This window comes from Mycolicibacter sinensis (genome assembly GCF_001667945.1).
GTDB classification, from domain to species: domain Bacteria; phylum Actinomycetota; class Actinomycetes; order Mycobacteriales; family Mycobacteriaceae; genus Mycobacterium; species Mycobacterium sinense_B.
On the sequence record NZ_LZJK01000027.1, the window covers coordinates 13,679 to 33,640 of the forward strand.

17 protein-coding genes are annotated in these 19,962 nt (G+C 68.3%); 10 read left to right on the forward strand and 7 right to left on the reverse strand.

Annotated elements, in window-relative coordinates:
- Positions 1 to 60: 60 nt before the first annotated feature.
- From A5694_RS02480 to A5694_RS02505, 6 genes are all read left to right on the forward strand, one after another.
- Positions 61 to 255 (forward strand): ubiquitin-like protein Pup, encoded by a 195-nt coding sequence (locus A5694_RS02480; RefSeq protein WP_013828730.1) that lies wholly within the window; start codon positions 61 to 63, stop codon positions 253 to 255.
- A complete protein-coding gene (prcB, locus tag A5694_RS02485; protein ID WP_064920267.1) occupies positions 252 to 1,151 on the forward strand; it encodes a proteasome subunit beta in 900 nt (299 codons plus the stop codon). The genes A5694_RS02480 and prcB overlap by 4 nt, the downstream gene beginning before the upstream one ends.
- The gene (gene prcA / locus A5694_RS02490; RefSeq protein ID WP_064920268.1) at positions 1,148 to 1,894 is read left to right on the forward strand and encodes a proteasome subunit alpha; all 747 of its coding nucleotides are present in this window, start codon (positions 1,148 to 1,150) and stop codon (positions 1,892 to 1,894) included. Before prcB ends, prcA begins: the two co-directional genes overlap by 4 nt.
- A gap of 8 nt (positions 1,895 to 1,902) precedes the next feature.
- Positions 1,903 to 2,574, forward strand: coding sequence for a GntR family transcriptional regulator (locus tag A5694_RS02495; RefSeq protein ID WP_064920269.1), 672 nt, complete (start codon positions 1,903 to 1,905; stop codon positions 2,572 to 2,574).
- A 278-nt stretch (positions 2,575 to 2,852) separates the two neighbouring features.
- Complete coding sequence (locus A5694_RS02500) at positions 2,853 to 3,401, forward strand: GntR family transcriptional regulator (protein ID WP_342707943.1); 549 nt, start codon at positions 2,853 to 2,855, stop codon at positions 3,399 to 3,401.
- A gap of 367 nt (positions 3,402 to 3,768) precedes the next feature.
- Complete coding sequence (locus A5694_RS02505; RefSeq protein ID WP_064920270.1) at positions 3,769 to 4,422, forward strand: GntR family transcriptional regulator; 654 nt, start codon at positions 3,769 to 3,771, stop codon at positions 4,420 to 4,422.
- Positions 4,423 to 4,513: 91 nt separating this feature from the next.
- On the opposite strand, the gene A5694_RS25045 is transcribed toward A5694_RS02505, so the two are convergent.
- Together A5694_RS25045 and gjpA are read right to left on the reverse strand one after the other, a co-directional pair.
- A complete protein-coding gene (locus A5694_RS25045; RefSeq protein WP_207515904.1) occupies positions 4,514 to 6,736 on the reverse strand; it encodes a PGRS repeat-containing protein in 2,223 nt (740 codons plus the stop codon).
- A 49-nt stretch (positions 6,737 to 6,785) separates the two neighbouring features.
- Positions 6,786 to 7,868 (reverse strand): outer membrane porin GjpA, encoded by a 1,083-nt coding sequence (gene gjpA / locus A5694_RS02515; protein ID WP_064920272.1) that lies wholly within the window; start codon positions 7,866 to 7,868, stop codon positions 6,786 to 6,788.
- 478 nt (positions 7,869 to 8,346) lie between these two features.
- Here gjpA and A5694_RS02520 point away from each other — a divergent pair, with 478 nt between their 5' ends.
- Positions 8,347 to 10,758 carry a PEP/pyruvate-binding domain-containing protein gene (locus A5694_RS02520; protein WP_064920273.1) on the forward strand — a complete coding sequence of 804 codons (2,412 nt, stop codon included), beginning with the start codon at positions 8,347 to 8,349 and terminating at the stop codon, positions 10,756 to 10,758.
- On the opposite strand, the gene A5694_RS02525 is transcribed toward A5694_RS02520, so the two are convergent.
- The 3 genes from A5694_RS02525 to A5694_RS02535 are packed head-to-tail and all read right to left on the reverse strand — an operon-like array spanning position 10,742 to position 12,624.
- On the reverse strand, positions 10,742 to 10,972 hold the full coding sequence (locus A5694_RS02525; RefSeq protein WP_064920274.1) for a DUF167 domain-containing protein: 231 nt from the start codon (positions 10,970 to 10,972) through the stop codon (positions 10,742 to 10,744). The genes A5694_RS02520 and A5694_RS02525 overlap by 17 nt on opposite strands.
- A gap of 12 nt (positions 10,973 to 10,984) precedes the next feature.
- Positions 10,985 to 12,184 (reverse strand): lipid-transfer protein, encoded by a 1,200-nt coding sequence (locus A5694_RS02530; RefSeq protein ID WP_064920275.1) that lies wholly within the window; start codon positions 12,182 to 12,184, stop codon positions 10,985 to 10,987.
- Complete coding sequence (locus A5694_RS02535) at positions 12,181 to 12,624, reverse strand: Zn-ribbon domain-containing OB-fold protein (protein ID WP_064920276.1); 444 nt, start codon at positions 12,622 to 12,624, stop codon at positions 12,181 to 12,183. The genes A5694_RS02530 and A5694_RS02535 overlap by 4 nt, the downstream gene beginning before the upstream one ends.
- A gap of 96 nt (positions 12,625 to 12,720) precedes the next feature.
- Between A5694_RS02535 and polA the strand changes: the two genes are divergently transcribed.
- The gene (gene polA, locus A5694_RS02540) at positions 12,721 to 15,447 is read left to right on the forward strand and encodes a DNA polymerase I (RefSeq protein ID WP_064920277.1); all 2,727 of its coding nucleotides are present in this window, start codon (positions 12,721 to 12,723) and stop codon (positions 15,445 to 15,447) included.
- Between the two features lie 85 nt (positions 15,448 to 15,532).
- Here polA and A5694_RS02545 read toward each other — a convergent pair whose 3' ends face one another.
- Positions 15,533 to 16,669 (reverse strand): PrsW family intramembrane metalloprotease, encoded by a 1,137-nt coding sequence (locus A5694_RS02545; RefSeq protein ID WP_234786331.1) that lies wholly within the window; start codon positions 16,667 to 16,669, stop codon positions 15,533 to 15,535.
- 174 nt (positions 16,670 to 16,843) lie between these two features.
- On the opposite strand from A5694_RS02545, the gene rpsA reads away from it, so the two are divergent.
- Positions 16,844 to 18,283, forward strand: coding sequence for a 30S ribosomal protein S1 (gene rpsA, locus A5694_RS02550; RefSeq protein WP_064920279.1), 1,440 nt, complete (start codon positions 16,844 to 16,846; stop codon positions 18,281 to 18,283).
- Between the two features lie 12 nt (positions 18,284 to 18,295).
- Entirely contained in the window at positions 18,296 to 19,477 is a 1,182-nt protein-coding gene (gene coaE / locus A5694_RS02555) for a dephospho-CoA kinase (protein ID WP_064920280.1), read from the forward strand.
- A 6-nt stretch (positions 19,478 to 19,483) separates the two neighbouring features.
- Here the strand turns inward: coaE and A5694_RS02560 are convergent, their stop codons facing one another.
- On the reverse strand, positions 19,484 to 19,909 hold the full coding sequence (locus A5694_RS02560) for a hypothetical protein (protein WP_064920299.1): 426 nt from the start codon (positions 19,907 to 19,909) through the stop codon (positions 19,484 to 19,486).
- Positions 19,910 to 19,962: the final 53 nt, after the last annotated feature.

The following is a 19,962-nucleotide window of genomic DNA, read 5'->3' on the forward strand; positions in this document are numbered from 1 at the left end:
TAGGGTGGAGAAACCGACGTGCGCGTGATGCGCAAGCCGATGGAGATGCAGGAGGCAGCGATGGCTCAGGAGCAGACCAAGCGTGGCGGTGGCGGGGGCGACGAGGACGACCCCACCGGTCCCGCGGCCGCAGGCCAGGAGCGTCGCGAGAAGCTGACCGGCGAGACCGACGACCTGCTCGACGAGATCGACGACGTGCTGGAAGAGAACGCGGAGGACTTCGTGCGCGCATACGTCCAAAAGGGCGGCCAGTGAGCTGGCCCTTCCATGACCGCCTACCTGCCAATTCCGCGCTTCCGGGAATGCCGTCCAGCCCGGTAGACCTGTCGTCGTTCTCCGATTTCCTGCGCCGTCAGGCACCGGACCTGTTGCCGACGGGCAGCGCGGGCCTGCCCGCGGGCGCGGCCGCTGAGCTGCCGCACGGCACCACCATCGTCGCGCTGAAGTATCCCGGCGGTGTGGTGATGGCCGGGGACCGGCGCTCCACGCAGGGCAACATGATCGCCGGACGCGATGTGCAGAAGGTCTACATCACCGACGACTACACCGCCACCGGCATCGCCGGCACCGCGGCGATCGCCGTCGAGTTCGCCCGGCTCTACGCGGTCGAACTGGAGCACTACGAGAAGCTCGAAGGGGTGCCGCTGACGTTCGCCGGAAAGGTCAACCGGCTGGCGATCATGGTGCGCGGCAACCTGGGTGCGGCGATGCAGGGATTGCTGGCGCTGCCGCTGCTGGTGGCCTATGACATCGACGAGGCCGACGCCGAGCACGCCGGGCGCATCGTGTCGTTCGACGCCGCCGGTGGCTGGAACGTCGAGGAGGAGGGCTACCAGGCGGTGGGCTCCGGATCGCTGTTCGCCAAGTCGTCGATGAAGAAGCTCTACGCGCAGGTGACCGACGCGGATTCGGCGCTGCGGGTGGCCATCGAGGCGCTGTATGACGCCGCCGACGACGACTCCGCCACCGGCGGGCCGGATTTGGTGCGCGGAATCTACCCGACGGCGGTGACGATCGGCGCCGACGGTGCCGTCGACGTTCCCGAGGAGCGCATCGCCGAGCTGGCTCGCGAGATCATCGAGAGCCGAACGCGCGGAGGAGGATCTGCGCCGAAGGCCGGCAGAGACAAAAGGGGCGGCGGTAAGAAATGAGCTTCCCGTACTTCATCTCGCCCGAGCAGGCCATGCGGGAGCGCGGCGAGCTGGCGCGCAAGGGCATCGCCCGCGGCCGCAGCGTGGTGGCGCTGGCCTATGCCGACGGGGTGCTGTTCGTCGCCGAAAACCCTTCGCGCTCACTGCAGAAGATCAGTGAGCTCTACGACCGGGTTGGGTTCGCCGCCGCCGGCCGGATCAACGAGTTCGAGAACCTGCGCCGCGGCGGCATCCAGTTCGCCGACACCCGCGGCTATGCCTATGACCGTCGCGACGTGACCGCCCGCCAGCTGGCTAACGTCTACGCCCAGACCCTCGGCACGATCTTCACCGAGCAGGCCAAGCCCTACGAGGTCGAGCTGTGCGTGGCCGGGGTGGCCTACCAGGGGCAGGCCAAAGCGCCTGAGCTGTACCGGATCACCTATGACGGGTCGATCACCGACGAACCGCATTTCGTGGTGATGGGGGGCACCACCGAACCGGTGATCGCCGCGCTCAAGGAGTCCTATACCGAGAACGCGGCCCTGGCCGACGCCCTGCGCATCGCCGTCAACGCGCTCAAGCAGACCGACACCGGTAACGGTGCCGAGCAGCGCGAGCTCGGTCCGGGCACCCTCGAGGTGGCCATCCTGGACGCCAACCGGCCCAAGCGGGCCTTTCGCCGGATCGCCCGGTCGGCCCTGGAAGAGCTTTTGCCGCAATCAGATTCGTCGGGGGAGACGTCAGACGACGCATCCGGCTAGGTGTTGCGATGCCGAAGAAGTACGGGGTCAAAGAGAAGGACCTGGTCGTCGCGCACATCATCGACCTGGTGCTGACCGGGAAGCTGCGCGGCGGTGATCGCATCGACCGCAACGCGATCGCCGCGGAGTTGGGGGTGAGCAGGCTGCCGGTTCACGAGGCGGTGGCCCAACTCGAACACGACGGGTTCGTGCTCACCCACTATGGCCGCGGCGCGTTCGTCGAGCGCTTCGACGAGGCCGTGGTGCGCGAACACCATGAGTTGTACGGCATGTTGATCGGCATGGCGTCGGCCCGGGCGGCGGCCGACCCTACTCCCCGGGTCCTCGCCGACCTGGCCGCGGCGATGCAGGCCATGCGCCTCGCGCAGGGTCCGGCGTTCGGGGAGGCGGCCGGGCAGTACCGCACGATCATCGTCGACGAGTACGCCGGCCCTCGGCTGCGGGCGGAGATCAGCGCGGCGCGAGACCTGCTGCCGACTCGGTTCTGGACGGGTTACCACGACTACACGGCGGAGATCGTGGCCAGCTATGAAGCCGAGACGGCGGCGATCCGCAGCCGGGACCCCGAGGCGGCCCGGGGAGCCTGCGTGAACCGGGTGGCGTGGCATGTCGATGTGGTGCTCGCCGAGCTGGCGGCGCGGGGGGTGTTTAATGACCGAGCCGCCGGCTGGACCCCGTGACCATGGTGTCTGGACTGCTCGGCCCAGAATCGCGGTGCACAGCCGTGACACCGGGGTTTCGGAGCAGAACGACCGCCGAATGGACGTGCCACAACATCCGCGTCGCCGGCCAACACTTCCACCTCGAGAATTTCGCTGCGCTACTGTTCACCTAGAAAGTGTCGTCTCGTCCGAATATGTGGTATCGGGTGAATACCTCGGGATCTCGGGTGCCACAGATACTTTCGTCCGATCCTGTGTCGTAATGAGTTTCGCGGAAGTTCCAGGTGAGTCACTCCATGCCCAAGAAGTACGGAGTCAAAGAGAAGGACTTGGTCGTCAATCACATCGTCGACCTGGTGCTGGCGGGGCAGCTGCGCTCTGGCGACCGCATCAACCGCGATGCGATTGCGGGGGCTCTGGGGGTCAGTCGGCTGCCCGTTCAGCAGGCGATTGACCAACTCGAGCAACAGGGGATGCTGGTCAGCCGTTATCACCGTGGCGTGTTTGTCAGCCGGTTCGACGAAGCCGTCGTTCGCGAACAGCACGAGTTGCACGGAACGTTGAACGCCATCGCGTCGGCGCGGGCGGCAACCAACCCGACTCCGCGTGTTTTGGCCGAATTGCACGCGGCGCTGCGGGACCTGCGCGCCAACAAGAAACCGGCCGAGTTCCAAGACGCGGCCTACGCTTTCCGCCGAATCATCGTCGAGGAATATGCCGGCCCGGCGCTGCAAGCGGCGATCAGCACGGCCCGAGTCTTCGTGCCGCGCGGATTCTGGGGGAGCTACGTCAACGCCCACGAGGAGTTCCTGCCCAGTTATGAAGCTGAAACTGCTGCGATTTAGCAGCGCGACCCGGAGGCCGCAACGACGGCGTGCATGAACCGAGCGAAGCTGCAGGCCCAGGTCGTGTTCGCCGAGCTGTCCATGCGAGGCGTGCTCGACGGGCTCCTGTCGGATTGACGAGCATTATCGGGCCTGGTCGCTTTGCCGTCGTAGGCCCCAGCTACGGTGAGACGATCGAACGGCGCATGCTTTAGGGGCGAGAAATGAGTTTCGGGAATTTCATTTCGCCTGAGCCGGCCATGGGCTCATGTAGCGAGCCCGCCGGCGAAGACTTCACCCGGGCACCGTCGAGGTTGTTGGAATCGTTTCCGCCACAGCTCGGTTCGTCCGAGGAGGCGTCAGAAGTGGCTCCTGGCTAGGCCCGCCGATGCCGAAGAAATACGGAGTCAAAGAAAAGGACCTGGTCGTCAATCATATCGTCGACCTGGTCTTGGCCGGCGAGCTGCGCACCGGTGACCGGCTCAACCGCGACGCGATCGCAACGGCCCTGGGCGTCAGCCGGCTGCCGGTTCAGCAGGGCATCGACCAGCTTGAACAGCAGGGGATGTTGGCCAGCCGTTACCACCGCGGGGTGTTTGTCAGCCGGTTCGATGAGGCCGTCGTCCGTGAACAGCACGAGTTGCATGGGGCATTGAACTGCATCGCGTCGGCGCGGGCGGCGACCAACCCGACTCCGCGGGTGCTGGCCGAACTTGACGCGGCACTGCGGAACATCCGAGCGTGCCCCGGGCAAGCGGCGTTTCAAGAGGCGGCATATGCGTTCCGCAGCGTCATCATTGAGGAGTACGCGGGCCCGCCGCTGCAGGCGGCGATCGTCGCCGCACGCGTGTTCGCTCCGCGGGGGTTCTGGGGCAGCTATCCCAGGGGACACGAGGAGTTCTTACCCACGTACGAAGCGGAGGCCGCAGCCATTCGCCGGCGTGATCCTGACGCCGCCCGAGCCGCGAACATGACGCGCGCGGAGATGCGGGCGGAGATCGTGGTCGCCGAGTTGACCAGGCGAGGCGTGCTGAGCGGCTGAGCGTCACGCCGCGGCGACACGGCGGCTGCCAGCGCCGGCCGATGAGAAGGCCCGGCACGCGGGTGCGTGCCGGGCCTTTCTTGTCCGTCGGCTACCCGGCGGGTGCCGGGTGAGCGCCGGTGCCGCCGGTGCCGCCGGCGCCGCCGGTCGTCCCGGCGGGCGCACCGCCGGGCTGGCCGAGCCCACCGGCGGTGTCGCCGACAGCGCCGCCGTTGCCGCCGCTGCCGCCGGTACCGCCGTCGATCGCCCCGGCGCCGTTGCCGCCGTTGCCGCCGGTTCCGCCGTCGCCGCCGACCGGATCGGTGGAGGGAGAGCCGCCGGTGACGTATCCGCCGCCTTTGCCGCCGGCGCCGCCGTTGCCGCCGTTGCCGGCGTGGCTGGGTCCGAAGCCGAGGTCATTGGCCGGGGTTTCCACGCCGCCGCTGGTTCCGCCCGCGCCGCCGTCCCCGCCGTTGCCGGCGGTGGTTGCTCCGTTGCCGCCGGAGCCACCGGCGCCGCCGTTGCCGCCGGAGGCGGTTCCGTTGCCGCCGGACCCACCGGCGCCGCCGTCACCTCCGGCGCCGCCACCGGCCAGCACACTGCCCGCGTTGGCCCCGCCGTTACCGCCGTTGCCACCGTTGCCGCCGACGCTGACCACGCCGGGTCCGGTTGCGCCGTCACCGCCCGCGCCACCGGCCCCGCCGATGCCCGCGGCAGTGGTGTCGGTGCCTGCGCCGCCGCGGCCGCCGGCTCCGCCGTTGCCGCCCCGGCTGTAGGTGGTGCCGTCGTGCTGCCAGCCGGTGCTGTTGCCGCCGTTGCCGCCGTCGCCGCCCGCATGGCCACCACCGGAACCACCGCTGCCGCCTGAGCCGCCGTTGCCGCCGGCGTAGGTTCCGTTGCCGCCGTTGCCGCCGGTGCCGCCGGACCCCGGGGAGAAGGCGGCGCCGCCGTTGCCGCCGTTGCCGCCGATGGTCTGGACGGTGGGGTCGTCGGTGGCGCCGTCACCGCCGTTGCCGCCGTTGCCCCCGCCGCCACCGCGGCCGGAGGCTCCGCTGCCGCCGTTTCCGCCTTTGCCGGCGCTGGCGAAGCCGCCGTTGCCGCCGTCGCCGCCTTTGCCGCCGGGCCCTCCGGCGTCCGGCGAACTGTTGCTGGCGGTGCTGCCGTTGCCGCCGTTGCCGCCGTTGATCCCGGCGCCGCCGTTTCCGCCGTTGCCGCCGTCGCCGCCGATCCCGGTCGGGGAAAGGTAGCCGCCGCCGTATCCACCGGTCCCGCCGTTGCCGCCGTTGCCGAGGTAGTTGCCCTCGGCGTCCTGATAGCCGTTGCCGCCGTTGCCGCCGTTGCCCCCGTCAGCGGCGTGTCCGAATTGGCCGGCCTGCCCGTACGTCGGGCTGGTGAAGATGGTGGAGCCTCGCGCACCGGCTGCGCCGCCGTTGCCACTGGCCCAATCGACTCCAGCGTCGCCGCCGTTACCGCCGTCGGGGTGCTCGAGCGTGCCGGTGGCACCGTCGCCGCCGTTGCCACTGCGGCCGCCGTCGCCGCCGTTGCCGCCGTTGCCGAACGTGAACCCGCTACGCCCGCCGTTGCCCCCGCCGCCGCCGAGTCCGCCGCTGCCACCGTTGCCGTCGCCGCCGTTGGCGAACGTACCGGCGATTCCGTCGGCGCCGCCGCCGCCAATCCCGCCGTTGCCGCCGTTACCGAAGAACCAACCGGATGCGTTGCCGCCGGCCCCGCCGTTACCGCCGTTGATGGTGGGATCGAGGGAGGCTCCGCCCGCACCGCCGTTGCCGCCGTTGCCCATCCAGGTTCCACCGGCCCCGCCGGCGCCGCCGTCGGCGCCCGCACCGCCATCACCGCCGTCGCCGCCGTCGCCGAGCCAGCCGGGCGCGTTGCCGCCGTCGCCGCCGGCCACGCCGGTCTCGGTGCTGTCCCAGCCGTCGCCGCCGTCGCCGAACCACAGGCCGCCGTTGCCGCCATCCGGGTTCTCGGCGGTGCCGTCGATGCCGTTGCCGATCAGGAACTGCCCGGCGGCGGTGTTGATCCAGCCGTTGACCATCTCACCGAAGTCGCTGGTGATCCAGGCCTGCAGACTGTCATGGAGCGGGTCGTAGAACCACTGATCGATCGTGGTGCTCCAGTCGAAGGCGCCAACCTCAGCCGGCCCGGGATCCAGCCACGCCGAAGTATCGAAAAGTTCAGCGATCCAATCGAACTCGTCGGCCTGCGCCGGGGGCGCGACAAAGGCAGGGGCCATCCCGAAGGCCAGAAATGCGCCTGCAGCGCTGGCAGCGCTGACCGCCCGGGAGTGGCGGCGCGCGCTGGTGTGATGACGACTCATCGTGAAAAATACCTTTCTGAAAAGAGTGGGGGATAAGGGCTTTGGGCGATCAGAGGCCGAGCAGGTCGCCCAGCCAACCGAACGCATCGGATGCCGCGCCGGTGCCGCCGTCATCGACGACGTCGGTGGGCAGCAGCGGCAGATCAGCGCCGGCCAGTGGCGGCGTGACCACAACGGGGCCCTTGCCGTCCCAGCCAGAACCGAGCAGGGCACCGACGGTTTGGCCCCAGGCCTGCCACGCGGCGATCGGACCAATGCCGGCACTATTCAGATCCAGGGTGCCCAGGACCGGGACGCCGCTGAATTCCAAGCCGACACTTTGGAAGATGGAGCCGCCGACCGCCGGCACCTCGGCTGCGACCTCACCGCCGGGGCCGAGCACCTGGTAACTCACCGCGGCCGCTCCCGTGGACAGCAGGCCACCGAAGGCGAAGTCCAGGTGGTCCATGTTCATGCCGGCCGGGAAGAAGCCGGCCTCGTTGATCATCGGCAACAGGGCATCGAGATTCAGCGTGGCTCCGTTGAAGAACGCGCCCCACATGTTGGTCAGGGTGTCGCCGAGGTTGTCGCCGTCGGTGATGCTGTTCATCAAGGCGATCCATGGGCTGATGGCCGGGCCGATCATGCCCATCAGGACCGCGCTGGCCGGGGAACCGAGCATGTCGATGATCGGCAGGATCTGGTTGGGATCCACATCGGCGGGCAGGTACCCGGCGACTTGGCCGAACATCAGCTGGTGGGTGCCGTCCATGGTGTGGTTGAGGATCGTGGCGCGGGTCTCCGCGGTGGCGTCCTGCAGAGCCCAGCCGGAGATCACGGCGTTCAGGTGCAGCTGGATCTGTTCGTTGATCGCGTTGGTGGAGCCGGCGGGGTCGTTGGCCAACTGGTCGGCGTAGTCCATCTGGTTGGCCCAGAACTGCTGCATGCCCACCCCGGGTGCCAAGTACCAGTTGTTGAGCATGGTGGTGAGGTTGGCCGAGGCGGCATTGATGACGTCTTGGTACGCCCCGGTCAAAGCCACGGCGTGGGACTGGACCCCGGGAATGGCCGGCAGCGGCGCGGCCACCGGCGTGGCCGTGATCAGGCCGGCGCCGGCGATCACCACACCGGCGGTGGCGTAGGGGCGAAGCATGGCGTGCAAGGGAACTCCTTCGGGTTATGAGATGCACAGCACAGTGACGGACAAAAGTGAGAGTAGCTGAGAGATGGCTAGTTTGCATACAAAAAAATAGAACCTGTTTCAGGCTGGTCGGACGCGCGTCTCGTAGAGCTTGCAGATAGCCCCGGTCGCCATGCGGTCGGCGCAGCGCGTGTACCGCATAGTGAGTGGTCACCGCGATTGACCTGGGGTGGACCGTTCGGCAGGACGGGTGGAGACGCAGTGCCCTCTCGGGTGAATAGTTATGAATGTAATTTGTAATTACCCGGGGCTCAGGAGCCTGCGGCACCACGCCGCCAAGGCGGGACTCTCAGGAACTTGACGGGTGTCGATAAACCCGTCGCACGGCCGGCTCGGGGCGGTTTCACGAAAGTAAGCGCTGGCGTGATCGCGAACGGCTTGCAAAGATTAAGGCGATGTCAAGGGCGGGTCGCATCGTCAAGCCAGGTGCATGAGTACGTCGTTTGTCCGGCCGTTGGCTGATGTTCGGGCGACGGACGCGGCGTTCAGCGGGGGCAAGGGCGCCAATCTCGGTGAGCTGGTCGCTGCGGGGCTTCCGGTGCCAGAGGCGTTCGTGATCGGTGTTCCGGCCTATCTGGCCGCCATGTCCGGGGGGCCGTCCGCGACCGTGCCCGACGCGGTGCGCGATGCCATCGTCGCGAACTATCGGGCGATGGGCCACGACGTTGCCGTGGCGGTTCGGTCCTCGGCGCCGGCCGAGGACGGTGTCACGGCGTCCCACGCCGGTATCTACGAAACGGTTCTCAACGTCAGAGGTGTCGCGGATCTGCTCGACGCGGTTCGGCGGTGCTGGATGTCGGCGACTTCGGTAGTTGCCGGTCGATACACCGGCGCGCGGGGATTGGAATGGCGGGACTCCGGGATCGCCGTGGTGGTCCAGCGCCAGGTCGCGTCGGTCAGTGCGGGCGTCGTGTTCACTGCGGATCCCATGACCGGTCGCGCGGACCGGTTGGTTCTTGAATCGGCACGGGGACTGGGCGAATCCGTTGTCGCCGGTCTGCTGACACCGGACCGCGTCATCATGGACAAGGCCTCGCTCGACATCGTCGCGATGGAACGCGGGAGTCAAGACTCGGTGCTTGAGATCGATACGGCCGCAACGGGAGTCGTGAGACGAACTCTGACTTCGGATGAGATTTCCAGTCCGGCGTTGTCCGAGCATCAGTCTCGCGAGATAGCCCGCCACGCAGTGCGGATCGAGCAACGGTACGGCGCTCCTCAGGACATCGAGTGGGCATTCGATCCCGACGGGCGAGCCTGGATTCTGCAAAGCCGCCCGATCGCCGCCTTCGGCGCACTTGCCGCCCGAGTAACCGCTGTCGAGTTCTACGACCCGCCGCGCCCGACCGGAAGCCGGTGGACCCGAGCGAACATCGCCGAGGCGGTTCCTGGCGTGCCGACGCCGCTCACCTGGTCGGTGTGGAGCGCCGGACTCAACTATGGCCACCGGCAATCCCAGATCCAACTCGGTGTGGTGGCCGCCAAACGTGACGACCGGCACGCGCAGGTGGTCAGCCTGGCTCAGGGGTGGCCGGCGCTCTCGGTCGACGTGCTGGTGAATCAGATCGCCCAGATGCCTGGGATGGATGCGGGTGCCTTCAGTGAGCAGTTCTTCGGGGAGGCAGAAGACGTGGAGTCGGCGCCGGTCCGGGTGCGCGCCGCGACCGCGCTGCGGATGGCACGCCGGGCGCCGGTCAATCTTGCTCTGCTGCAACGGCGTCTACGCGCGGCGAGTGCGGCATCGCGGCAGTCGTGGGAGCGCGACGCCTGGCGGCCTGTCGCTGATCCGATGGCGTTGCTGGTCGAGGGTGCGAAGCGGTTCGGCCAGACGATGGTCGTGCACTCGATGCAGACCAACGTGTGCCAGACCCTTTACCGGGCCGTCGAGCGCATTGCCGGCGACCGCGTGATAGACCTTGTCTCAGCTGATGGTGATCTTCCGGAAGCGCACCTGGCCACCGATCTGTGGCTGCTGGCCCATAGTCAGATCTCGCTGGAGCACTTCCTTCGCCGGTACGGATTCCACGGACCCGATGAGGGAGAACTCACTGCGACATCGTGGCGGCAGAGTCCCGAGCCGGTGTTGCAGGTAGCGCATGCGCTGAAGCGTGGCGAATCGCGTGATCCCCGTGTGGCACTGGACAACCGGAGTGCGGAACGACGCGAGGCGGAAATGCGGCTGAGTGCCTCCTTGCCGCGTCCGTGTCGGAGGGTCGTCGCGCAGCTGATCGCCATGGCACGCCGTGCGGTCGTCGGGCGCGAGATCGGCAAAGTGGCATTCCTGCAGGACCTGGATGTTGTTCGCCATGCGATGTCCTTCTTGGGTGAGGACGCAGCCTGGCACACGCTCAACGAGCTTCAGGCGAAGGAGCATCTCACTGCGGCTGGCCTGGTTGCACGCCAACGGATCCGCTCGCAGTTCGCGGCGATGGAGCCGCCACTGTCGTTCGTCGAGGACGGCGGAAAGCGGGTAGCCGGTACGGACGAGGGGCCGCCGCAGTCGACCATCTCGGGTGTTGCGGCGAGTCCGGGCCGTGCGCGCGGACGGGCACGTGTGGTGACAAATCCGTCCGCGGCAGCCATCCTCGGCGCCGATGATGTGCTCATCGCCCGCACCACGGACCCGTCCTGGGTGACGACGTTCATGATGGTGGCCGGCATGGCGCTCGACGTGGGCGCCACCATGTCGCACGCCGCGATCATCGCACGGGAGCTGGGAATCCCCTGCGTCATCGGGACAGGCAATGGAACCCAGGTCATCCCCGATGGCGCGCTGGTCGAGATCGATGGCTCGCAGGGGATCGTGCGGATTCTCGACGGGCCGACTACCGGGCGATCTTGAACCGCTTGACCCGCGCGCCGGCGCCGGACGCCAGCTCGACACTGCGGCGCGGCACGCCGAAGTGCTCCGCGAGCACCCGGATCACGGCCGCGTTGGCCCTGCCGTCCACAGCCGGCTCGCGGACGTAGACCGTCAACTGACCGTCGGCGTCGGTCTGCACCAGCGGCCCTTTGCTGCTGCCCGGTTTGACCTTGACGACGAGGGTTTCGCTCATCGCAGCGGCGAACTACCGCGCGACGATCACCGACGAGCCGTGCCCGAACAGGCCTTGGTTGGCGGTGACACCAACGCGAGCGTCCTCGACCTGGCGGCCGGTGGCCTGACCGCGCAGCTGCCAGGTCAGCTCACACACCTGGGCGATCGCCTGCGCCGGGATCGCCTCACCGAAGCAGGCCAGCCCGCCGGAGGGGTTCACCGGCACCTTCCCGCCGATGGTGGTGGCGCCGCTGCGCAGCAGCTGCTCACCTTCACCCTTGGCGCACAGGCCCAGGTGCTCGTACCAGTCGATCTCCAGCGCGGTCGACAGGTCGTAGACCTCGGCCAGGCTCACGTCTTCCGGGCCGATGCCGGCCTCGGCGTAGGCGGCGTCCAGAATCTGGTCCTTGAACACCCGATCCGAACCCGGCACCACCGCGGTGGAATCCGTTGCGATGTCCGGCAATTCGGGCAGGTGCTGCGGGTACTGCGGGGTGACGGTGGCCACCGCGCGCACCGAGGGCACGCCCTCGAGCGAACCCAGGTGTTTGCGGGCGAACTCCGCGCTGGCCACGATCAGCGCGGCCGCACCATCGGAGGTGGCACAGATGTCGAGCTGGCGCAGCGGGTCGGAGACTACCGGGCTGGCCAGCACGTCCTCGACCGCGGATTCCTTGCGGTAGCGGGCATTCGGGTTGTTCAGCCCGTGCCGGGAGTTCTTCACCTTCACTTGGGCGAAGTCCTCGGAGGTGGCGCCGTAGAGGTCCATGCGTCGGCGGGCCAGCAGCGCGAAGTACACCGGGTTCATCGCCCCGATCAGGTGGAAGCGCTGCCAGTCGGGGTCACCTCTGCGCTCACCGCCGACTGGGGCGAACGCGCCTTTCGGGGTGGTGTCGGCGCCGATCACCAGCGCCACGTCGCAGAACCCGGCCAGAATCTGGGCGCGGGCGCTCTGCAGGGCTTGCGAACCGGACGCGCAGGCGGCATACGACGAGGACACCGGCACCCCGTTCCAGCCCAGCTTCTGGGCGAACGTCGAACCGGCGATGAAGCCCGGGTAGCCGTTGCGGATGGTGTCCGCCCCGGCGATGAACTGGATCTGCCGGGAGTCCAGGCCGGCGTCGGCCAGCGCGGCGCGAGCGGCGATCACCCCGTACTCGGTGAAGTCGCGGCCCCACTTGCCCCACGGGTGCATGCCCGCACCCAGGATGTACAGCGGTTCGGGACTCATGCGTCCACCTTCTTCCACGCGTAGACGGTGCGTGCCACGCCGTCGTCGTCGGTGTAGAGCGGCATGGTGGTCAGCTCCATCTCCATGCCGACCTTGAGGTCTGCGGCCAGGGTGCCCTCGACCACCTTGCCCAGCACGATCAGGCCCTCGGCGGCCAGCTCCACCGCGGCGATCGCAAACGGCTCGAACGGGTCGGACGGCGGGTAGGGCGCCGGCGGCAGGTACCGGTTCTCGGTGTAGCTCCAGATCGTGCCACGCCGCGACAGGGCGACCGGTTCCAGCGCATCGCTGTCACAGGCGGGGTTGGGGCAGTTGTTCTCCCGCGGCGGGAACACATAGGTGCCGCACTGCGGACACTTGGCGCCGATCAGGTGGGGGAGGCCGGCATCGTCGGTGGTGAACCACCCGTCGATCGCGGGCTGCGAGGCTACGTCTGGCACCGGTTCAGCGTACCCAACGCCGGCGGCAGAACTGAAACGTGTTGCAATTCCACCGGCACTGACGGGTGTCGGTCCCGGGTGCATAGAGTTGGGTCTGTGAGCCCAGCCCAGACCGCCCCCGCCGACGCTGCGCACGACACCCCGACCAAACCCACGCTGCTGCTGCTGGACGGAAACTCGCTGGCGTACCGGGCGTTCTATGCCCTGCCCGCGGAGAACTTCAAGACCCGCAGCGGCCTGACCACCAACGCGGTCTACGGGTTCACCGCGATGCTGATCAACCTGCTCCGCGACGAGAATCCCACCCACATTGCCGCCGCGTTCGACGTGTCCCGGCAGACCTTCCGCTCCGAGCGCTTCCCGGAGTACAAGGCCACCCGGTCGTCCACCCCCGATGAGTTCCGCGGCCAGATCGACATCACCAAGGAAGTCCTGACCGCCCTGGGCATCACCACGCTGTCCGAGCCGGGCTATGAGGCCGACGACCTGATCGCCACCCTGGCCACCCAGGCCGACGCCGAGGGCTACCGGGTGCTGGTGGTCACCGGCGACCGCGACGCGCTGCAGCTGGTCAACGACAACGTGACCGTGCTCTACCCGCGCAAGGGCGTCAGCGATCTGACCCGGTTCACCCCCGAGGCGGTGGTGGAGAAGTACGGCTTGACCCCGGCGCAGTACCCGGACTTCGCGGCGCTGCGCGGCGACCCCAGCGACAACCTGCCCGGCATCCCCGGGGTGGGGGAGAAGACCGCCTCGAAGTGGATCGTCGAGTACGGCTCCCTGCAGGGGCTGGTCGATCAGGTCGACACCGTCAAGGGCAAGGTCGGAGATGCCTTGCGCGCCAATCTTTCTGCTGTGATCCTCAACCGGGAGCTCACTGATCTGGTGCGCAACGTGCCGTTGGCGCAGACACCGGACACGCTGCGGTTGCTGCCGTGGGATCGCGAACAGATCCACCAGCTCTTCGACGACCTGGAGTTCCGGGTGCTGCGCGACCGGCTCTTCGAGACACTCGCCACCGCCGAGCCCGAGGTCGACGAGGGCTTCGACGTGCGCGGCGGTGCCCTGGAGCCGGGAACCGTCGGCGCCTGGCTGGCCGAACATGCCGGCGACGGGCGGCGTGCCGGGTTGGCCGTCATCGGCAGCCACCGCAGTTTCGACAGCGACACCACCGCGCTGGCGATCGCCGCTGGAGACGGTGACGGCGGCTACCTGGAGACCGCGACGCTGACCGCCGAGGACGAGGCCGCGCTGGCCGCCTGGCTGGCCGACCCCGACAAACCCAAGGCGCTGCACGAAGCCAAGCTGGCGATGCATGACTTGGCCGGCCGCGGCTGGGCTCTCGACGGTGTCAGCTCCGACACCGCCTTGGCCGCCTACCTGGTGCGGCCTGGGCAGCGCAGCTTCAGCCTTGATGATCTGTCGGTGCGCTACCTGCGCCGCGAGCTGCGGGCCGAATCCGATGAGCAGCAACAGCTTTCGCTGCTCGACGACACCGATGGCGTCGACGATCAGGCGGTCGCGACCGCGCTGCTGCGGGCCCGGGCGGTCACCGACCTGGCCGACGCCCTGGATGCCGAGCTGGCCCGCATCGACTCCGGCGGCCTGCTCGCTGACATCGAGTTGCCGTTGCAGCGGGTGCTGGCCGACCTGGAGACCGCCGGCATCGCCGTTGACCTCGATCACCTCAGCCAGCTGCAGAGCCGGTTCGGCGACGAGATCCGCGATGCCGCCGAGGCCGCCTATGCGGTGATCGGCAAGCAGATCAACCTCGGCTCGCCCAAGCAGCTGCAGGTGGTGCTCTTCGATGAGCTGGGCATGCCCAAGACCAAGAAGACCAAGACCGGCTACACCACCGACGCCGACGCGCTGCAGTCGCTGTTCGACAAAACGGGCCATCCGTTCCTGGAGCACCTGCTGACCCACCGCGACGTCACCCGGCTCAAGGTGACCGTCGACGGCTTGCTGAAATCGGTTGCCTCCGATGGCCGTATCCACACCACGCTGAACCAGACCATCGCGGCGACCGGCCGGTTGTCGTCCACCGAACCCAACCTGCAGAACATCCCGATCCGCACCGACGCCGGCCGGCAGATCCGCGACGCGTTCGTGGTCGGCGCCGGCTACAGCGAGCTGATGACAGTCGACTACAGCCAGATCGAGATGCGCATCATGGCGCACCTGTCCGGCGATGCGGGCCTGATCGAGGCGTTCAACACCGGCGAGGACTTGCACTCGTTCGTCGGGTCGCGGGCGTTCGGCGTGCCGATCGACGACGTGACGCCGGATATGCGGCGGCGGGTCAAGGCGATGTCCTACGGCCTGGCCTACGGGCTGAGCGCCTACGGGCTGGCCCAGCAGCTCAAGATCTCCACCGAAGAGGCCAAAGAGCAGATGGACGCCTACTTCGACCGGTTCGGCGGGGTGCGCGACTACCTGCACCGGGTCGTCGAGCAGGCCCGCAAGGACGGCTACACCTCGACGGTGCTGGGCCGGCGGCGCTACCTGCCGGAGCTGGACAGCAGCAACCGTCAGGTCCGCGAGTCCGCCGAGCGGGCCGCGCTCAACGCCCCGATCCAGGGCAGCGCCGCCGACATCATCAAGGTGGCGATGATCAACGTCGATAAGGCGTTGAAGGCCTCCGATCTGCGGTCGCGGATGCTGCTGCAGGTGCACGACGAGCTGCTGTTCGAGGTGGCCGACGGCGAACGTGAGCCGCTGGAAAAGCTGGTGCGCGCGCAAATGGGCGGCGCCTATGAGCTCAGCGTGCCGCTGGAGGTGGCGGTCGGCTATGGGCGCAGTTGGGACGCCGCCGCGCACTGAGTCGCTGCCGGAGGCCCGCCGAGTGTCGGGTTATGTACGTCAGCGGGGCAATTCGCGTGACACAACCGGACACTCGGCGCGGGGGTCAGCGCCGCACCAGCGCCGGCGAGCGGTACCCGGCCATGGTGTGTAGCACCGGCGCCGCCGTCCGGGCGGCCACCACCCCATAGGCGTCCTCGTGCTGCAGGGCGAACACCTCGGGGTCGCCGAAGCCGCGATCGATGCGGTCCCGTACGAACGCCAGCTCGACCACCTGGGCGGCGAACCGCTTGACGGACTGGGCGGCGGGCCGGCCCCCGATGCGCCGCGCCTCGCGGATCGCCTGCTTGCGGGTCCGGATCGAGCCCAGCCAGGTCTCTTCGTTCGGGCTGATCAGTCCGCCGGCCACCATCGCGGGCAGCTTGCTCGCCACCAACTGCTGTTCGTGCCGGCGGCTCAGTACACCCAGCAACACCATCAGCAGGAACACCGGCACCATCCAGGTCACATAGGTCACCAGGAAGAATCGGGCGCCGCCCATCGCCAGCGAGGCGTTCCACGAGGCGTGCATCGCGACCGCCGCCAGATACCCGAGCAGAATCACCGACGCCTTCCCCCAGAAGCCGCGGCGGCGCAGGGCGAAGAACACCCCGATACCCGTCATCGTGGTGAACAGCGGGTGCGCAAACGGCCCGAAGATCAGCCGCGCGATGGCGACGGCCGCCATCTGGGTCGGCGACTCGGCCGGCGCGATGTAGACGATGTCCTCCATCCAGGCGAATCCCACCGCGGTGATGCCCGCATACACCATGCAGTCGGTCAGCGAGTTCAGCTCATGGCGCCGTCGGCCGGTCAGCATGATCAGCAGAAACAGGCCCTTGGCGGCTTCCTCGATGAACGGCGCCTGGATCGCGGCCATATCGAAGGTCTTGGACACCAGCGGCCGCACGGTGGCCACCGAGGACCCGAAGGTCTCCAGGCCCACCGCCAGCAGCACTGCGACCGAGGCCCCCCACAGAAAGGCCAGCTGCAGCAGCCGTCGCGGCTCAGGCTCCCAGCGGTCCAGCCACCGGTAACAGAACAGCACCACCAGCATCGACAGGCTGGCCAGCACCAACGCGGTCAACGTGCCGGCGGGGTTGGCGGCGGTGAACACCAGCAGCAGCAACGCGGTGAGGACACTGAGCAGGACGATGACGAACAGCGGCGCTCCGACCTTTCGGCGGTTCCGCATCCCGGGCATAGCGACGCAGCGTAGACCACCGGTTTGTCCAGCGTGCAACACGTCGAGTAGCCTCGACAGGTAGGCCTCGACTAGTCCTAGACCGAGATCGTGGCCACCGCATGCCCCGCATGCGTGACTAGACCGTTACTACCCCGTCCCTACGACCACAACTTGTCCGGAGCAACCCAACACATGCCAAGTCCCACCGTCACCTCGCCGCAAGTAGCCGTCAACGACATCGGCTCGGCCGAGGATTTTCTCGCCGCCATCGACAAAACGATCAAGTACTTCAACGATGGCGACATCGTAGAGGGGACGATCGTCAAGGTTGACCGGGACGAGGTCCTGCTCGACATCGGCTACAAGACCGAAGGCGTCATCCCCAGCCGCGAGCTGTCCATCAAGCACGACGTCGACCCCCACGAGGTGGTGTCCGTCGGTGACGAGGTCGAGGCTCTGGTCCTGACCAAGGAGGACAAAGAGGGTCGGCTGATCCTGTCCAAGAAGCGCGCCCAGTACGAGCGCGCCTGGGGCACGATCGAAGAGCTCAAGGAGAAGGACGAGGCCGTCAAGGGCACCGTCATCGAGGTCGTCAAGGGCGGCCTGATCCTCGACATCGGGCTGCGCGGCTTCCTGCCCGCCTCGCTGGTGGAGATGCGCCGGGTCCGCGACCTGCAGCCCTACATCGGCCGCGAGATCGAAGCCAAGATCATCGAGCTGGACAAGAACCGCAACAACGTGGTGCTCTCCCGCCGCGCCTGGCTGGAGCAGACCCAGTCCGAGGTGCGCAGCGAGTTCCTCAACCAGCTGCAGAAGGGCGCCGTCCGCAAGGGTGTCGTCTCCTCGATCGTCAACTTCGGCGCGTTCGTCGACCTGGGCGGGGTGGACGGCCTGGTGCACGTCTCCGAGCTGTCCTGGAAGCACATCGACCACCCGTCCGAGGTGGTTCAGGTGGGCGACGAGGTCACCGTCGAGGTGCTCGACGTCGACATGGACCGCGAGCGGGTGTCGCTGAGCCTCAAGGCCACCCAGGAAGACCCGTGGCGGCACTTCGCCCGCACCCACGCCATCGGCCAGATCGTGCCGGGCAAGGTCACCAAGCTGGTGCCGTTCGGTGCGTTCGTCCGGGTCGAGGAGGGCATCGAGGGCCTGGTGCACATCTCCGAGCTGGCTGAGCAGCACGTCGAGGTGCCCGACCAGGTGGTCGCCGTCGGCGACGACGCCATGGTCAAGGTCATCGACATCGACCTGGACCGGCGCCGGATCTCGCTGAGCCTCAAGCAGGCCAACGAGGACTACACCGAGGAGTTCGACCCGTCGAAGTACGGCATGGCCGACAGCTACGACGAGCAGGGCAACTACATCTTCCCCGAGGGCTTCGACGCCGAGACCAACGAGTGGATCGAAGGCTTCGACAAGCAGCGGGCCGAATGGGAGGCCCGCTACGCCGAGGCCGAGCGCCGGCACAAGATGCACACCGCGCAGATCGAGAAGTTCGCCGCCGCCGAGCACGCCGAGCCGCGCTCCGGCGCCAACGGCTCGCACCGCGACGACGCGCCGGCCGGCGGTTCGCTGGCCAGCGACGAGCAGCTCGCCGCGCTGCGGGAGAAGCTCGCCGGTAACAGCGCCTAGTCACGCTGCCGGATGCTGCGTATCGGCCTGACCGGCGGTATCGGCGCCGGGAAGTCGACAGTTGCCGCCACATTCGCTGAATGTGGCGGCATCGTCGTCGACGGCGACGTCATCGCCCGTGAGGTGGTGGAACCCGGTACCGAGGGCCTGGCCGCCCTGGTGGAGGCCTTCGGGCCGGGCATCCTGCTGGAAGACGGGGCGCTGGACCGCCCCGCGCTGGCCGCGATCGCGTTCAGCGACGACGACAAACGCGCCACGCTCAACGGCATCGTGCACCCGCTGGTGGCGCGGCGGCGCAGCGAGCTGATCGCAATGGCGGGCGAGGACGCGATCATCGTCGAGGACATCCCGCTGCTGGTCGAGTCGCAGATGGCGCCGATGTTCCCGTTGGTGATCGTGGTGCACGCGGACATCGAGACCCGGGTCGCGCGACTTCTCCGGTACCGCGGCATGGCGGAGACCGACGCGCGGGCCCGGGTGGCCGCGCAGGCCACCGAGCCGCAGCGCCGCGCGGTCGCCGACGTCTGGTTGGACAACTCCGGAGACCCCGACGACCTGGCGGCGCAGGCACTGCGGCTGTGGCAGCAGCGCATTGTGCCGTTCGCGGACAACATCGCCGCCCGCCGTCCGGTGCCGTCGCCGACGACGCTGGTGCCGGCCGATTCGTCCTGGCCCGATCAAGCCCAGCGCATCCTGGCGCGGCTGCGGACCTGCTGCGGGCACCGGGCGATCCGGGTCGACCACATCGGGTCCACCGCGGTGCCGGGGCTGGACGCCAAGAACGTCATCGATGTTCAGGTCACGGTGGAATCGCTCGCCGTCGCCGACGAACTCGCCGAGGATCTGTTGGCCGCCGGCTACCCCCGGATCGAGTCGATCACCACCGATGTCGCTCACACCAGCGACTTGCCGTTGTGGGAGAAGCGGTTTCACGCCTCCGCCGATCCGGGACGGCCCACCAACGTCCACCTGCGGGTAGACGGCCGGCCCAATCAGCGGTTCGCTCTGCTGTTCCCGGCATGGTTGGCCGCCGACGCCGACGCACGCGCCGAGTACCTGGCGGTCAAGCGGGAGGCCGAACGTGCCGGCGCCGACGGTGGCATCGCGGCGTACGCCGATGCCAAGGAACCCTGGCTCGACGGCGCCTACCGGCGGGCGTGGGCATGGGCCGACGACACCGGATGGCGCCCGTAGGGCCGGTCAGGCCATGCTGCTGATCAGCGCGCCGCACAGCATCGCGCCGTTGCGCGGGTCGCTGCTGTCCTTCCAGGTGGAGACGAACCGGTCGCTCTTGACCGCGACGATGTCGTCCACGTGGATCTCGCAGTGCACGTTGGCCGACGACGGCCAGCGCAGCCGGATCACCATGCCCGCCTTGCTCGGATCGGACAACACCGCGTTGGCTTCGAACGGTGCCCCGAAGCCGTCGATGTCGCCGCTGGCGGTCTGGTAGTCGTTGAGCATGAAGGTGACGACGCTGCCTTGGGTCCAGGCGTCGACCCGCGCGATGTAGGTGACGTTGTGCAGCTCCTGGGACGCCGCCGCCGGCGCTGGGATCAGCTGACCGCACCCGAGCAGGGCCGCGGTGGTCGCTGTGGCGACACCGATTCGCAGGTTGGCGTTCATGTTCACGAGATTACCTAACTGTCCGGGCTCGCAGCCCGGCGTCGACGAGACTC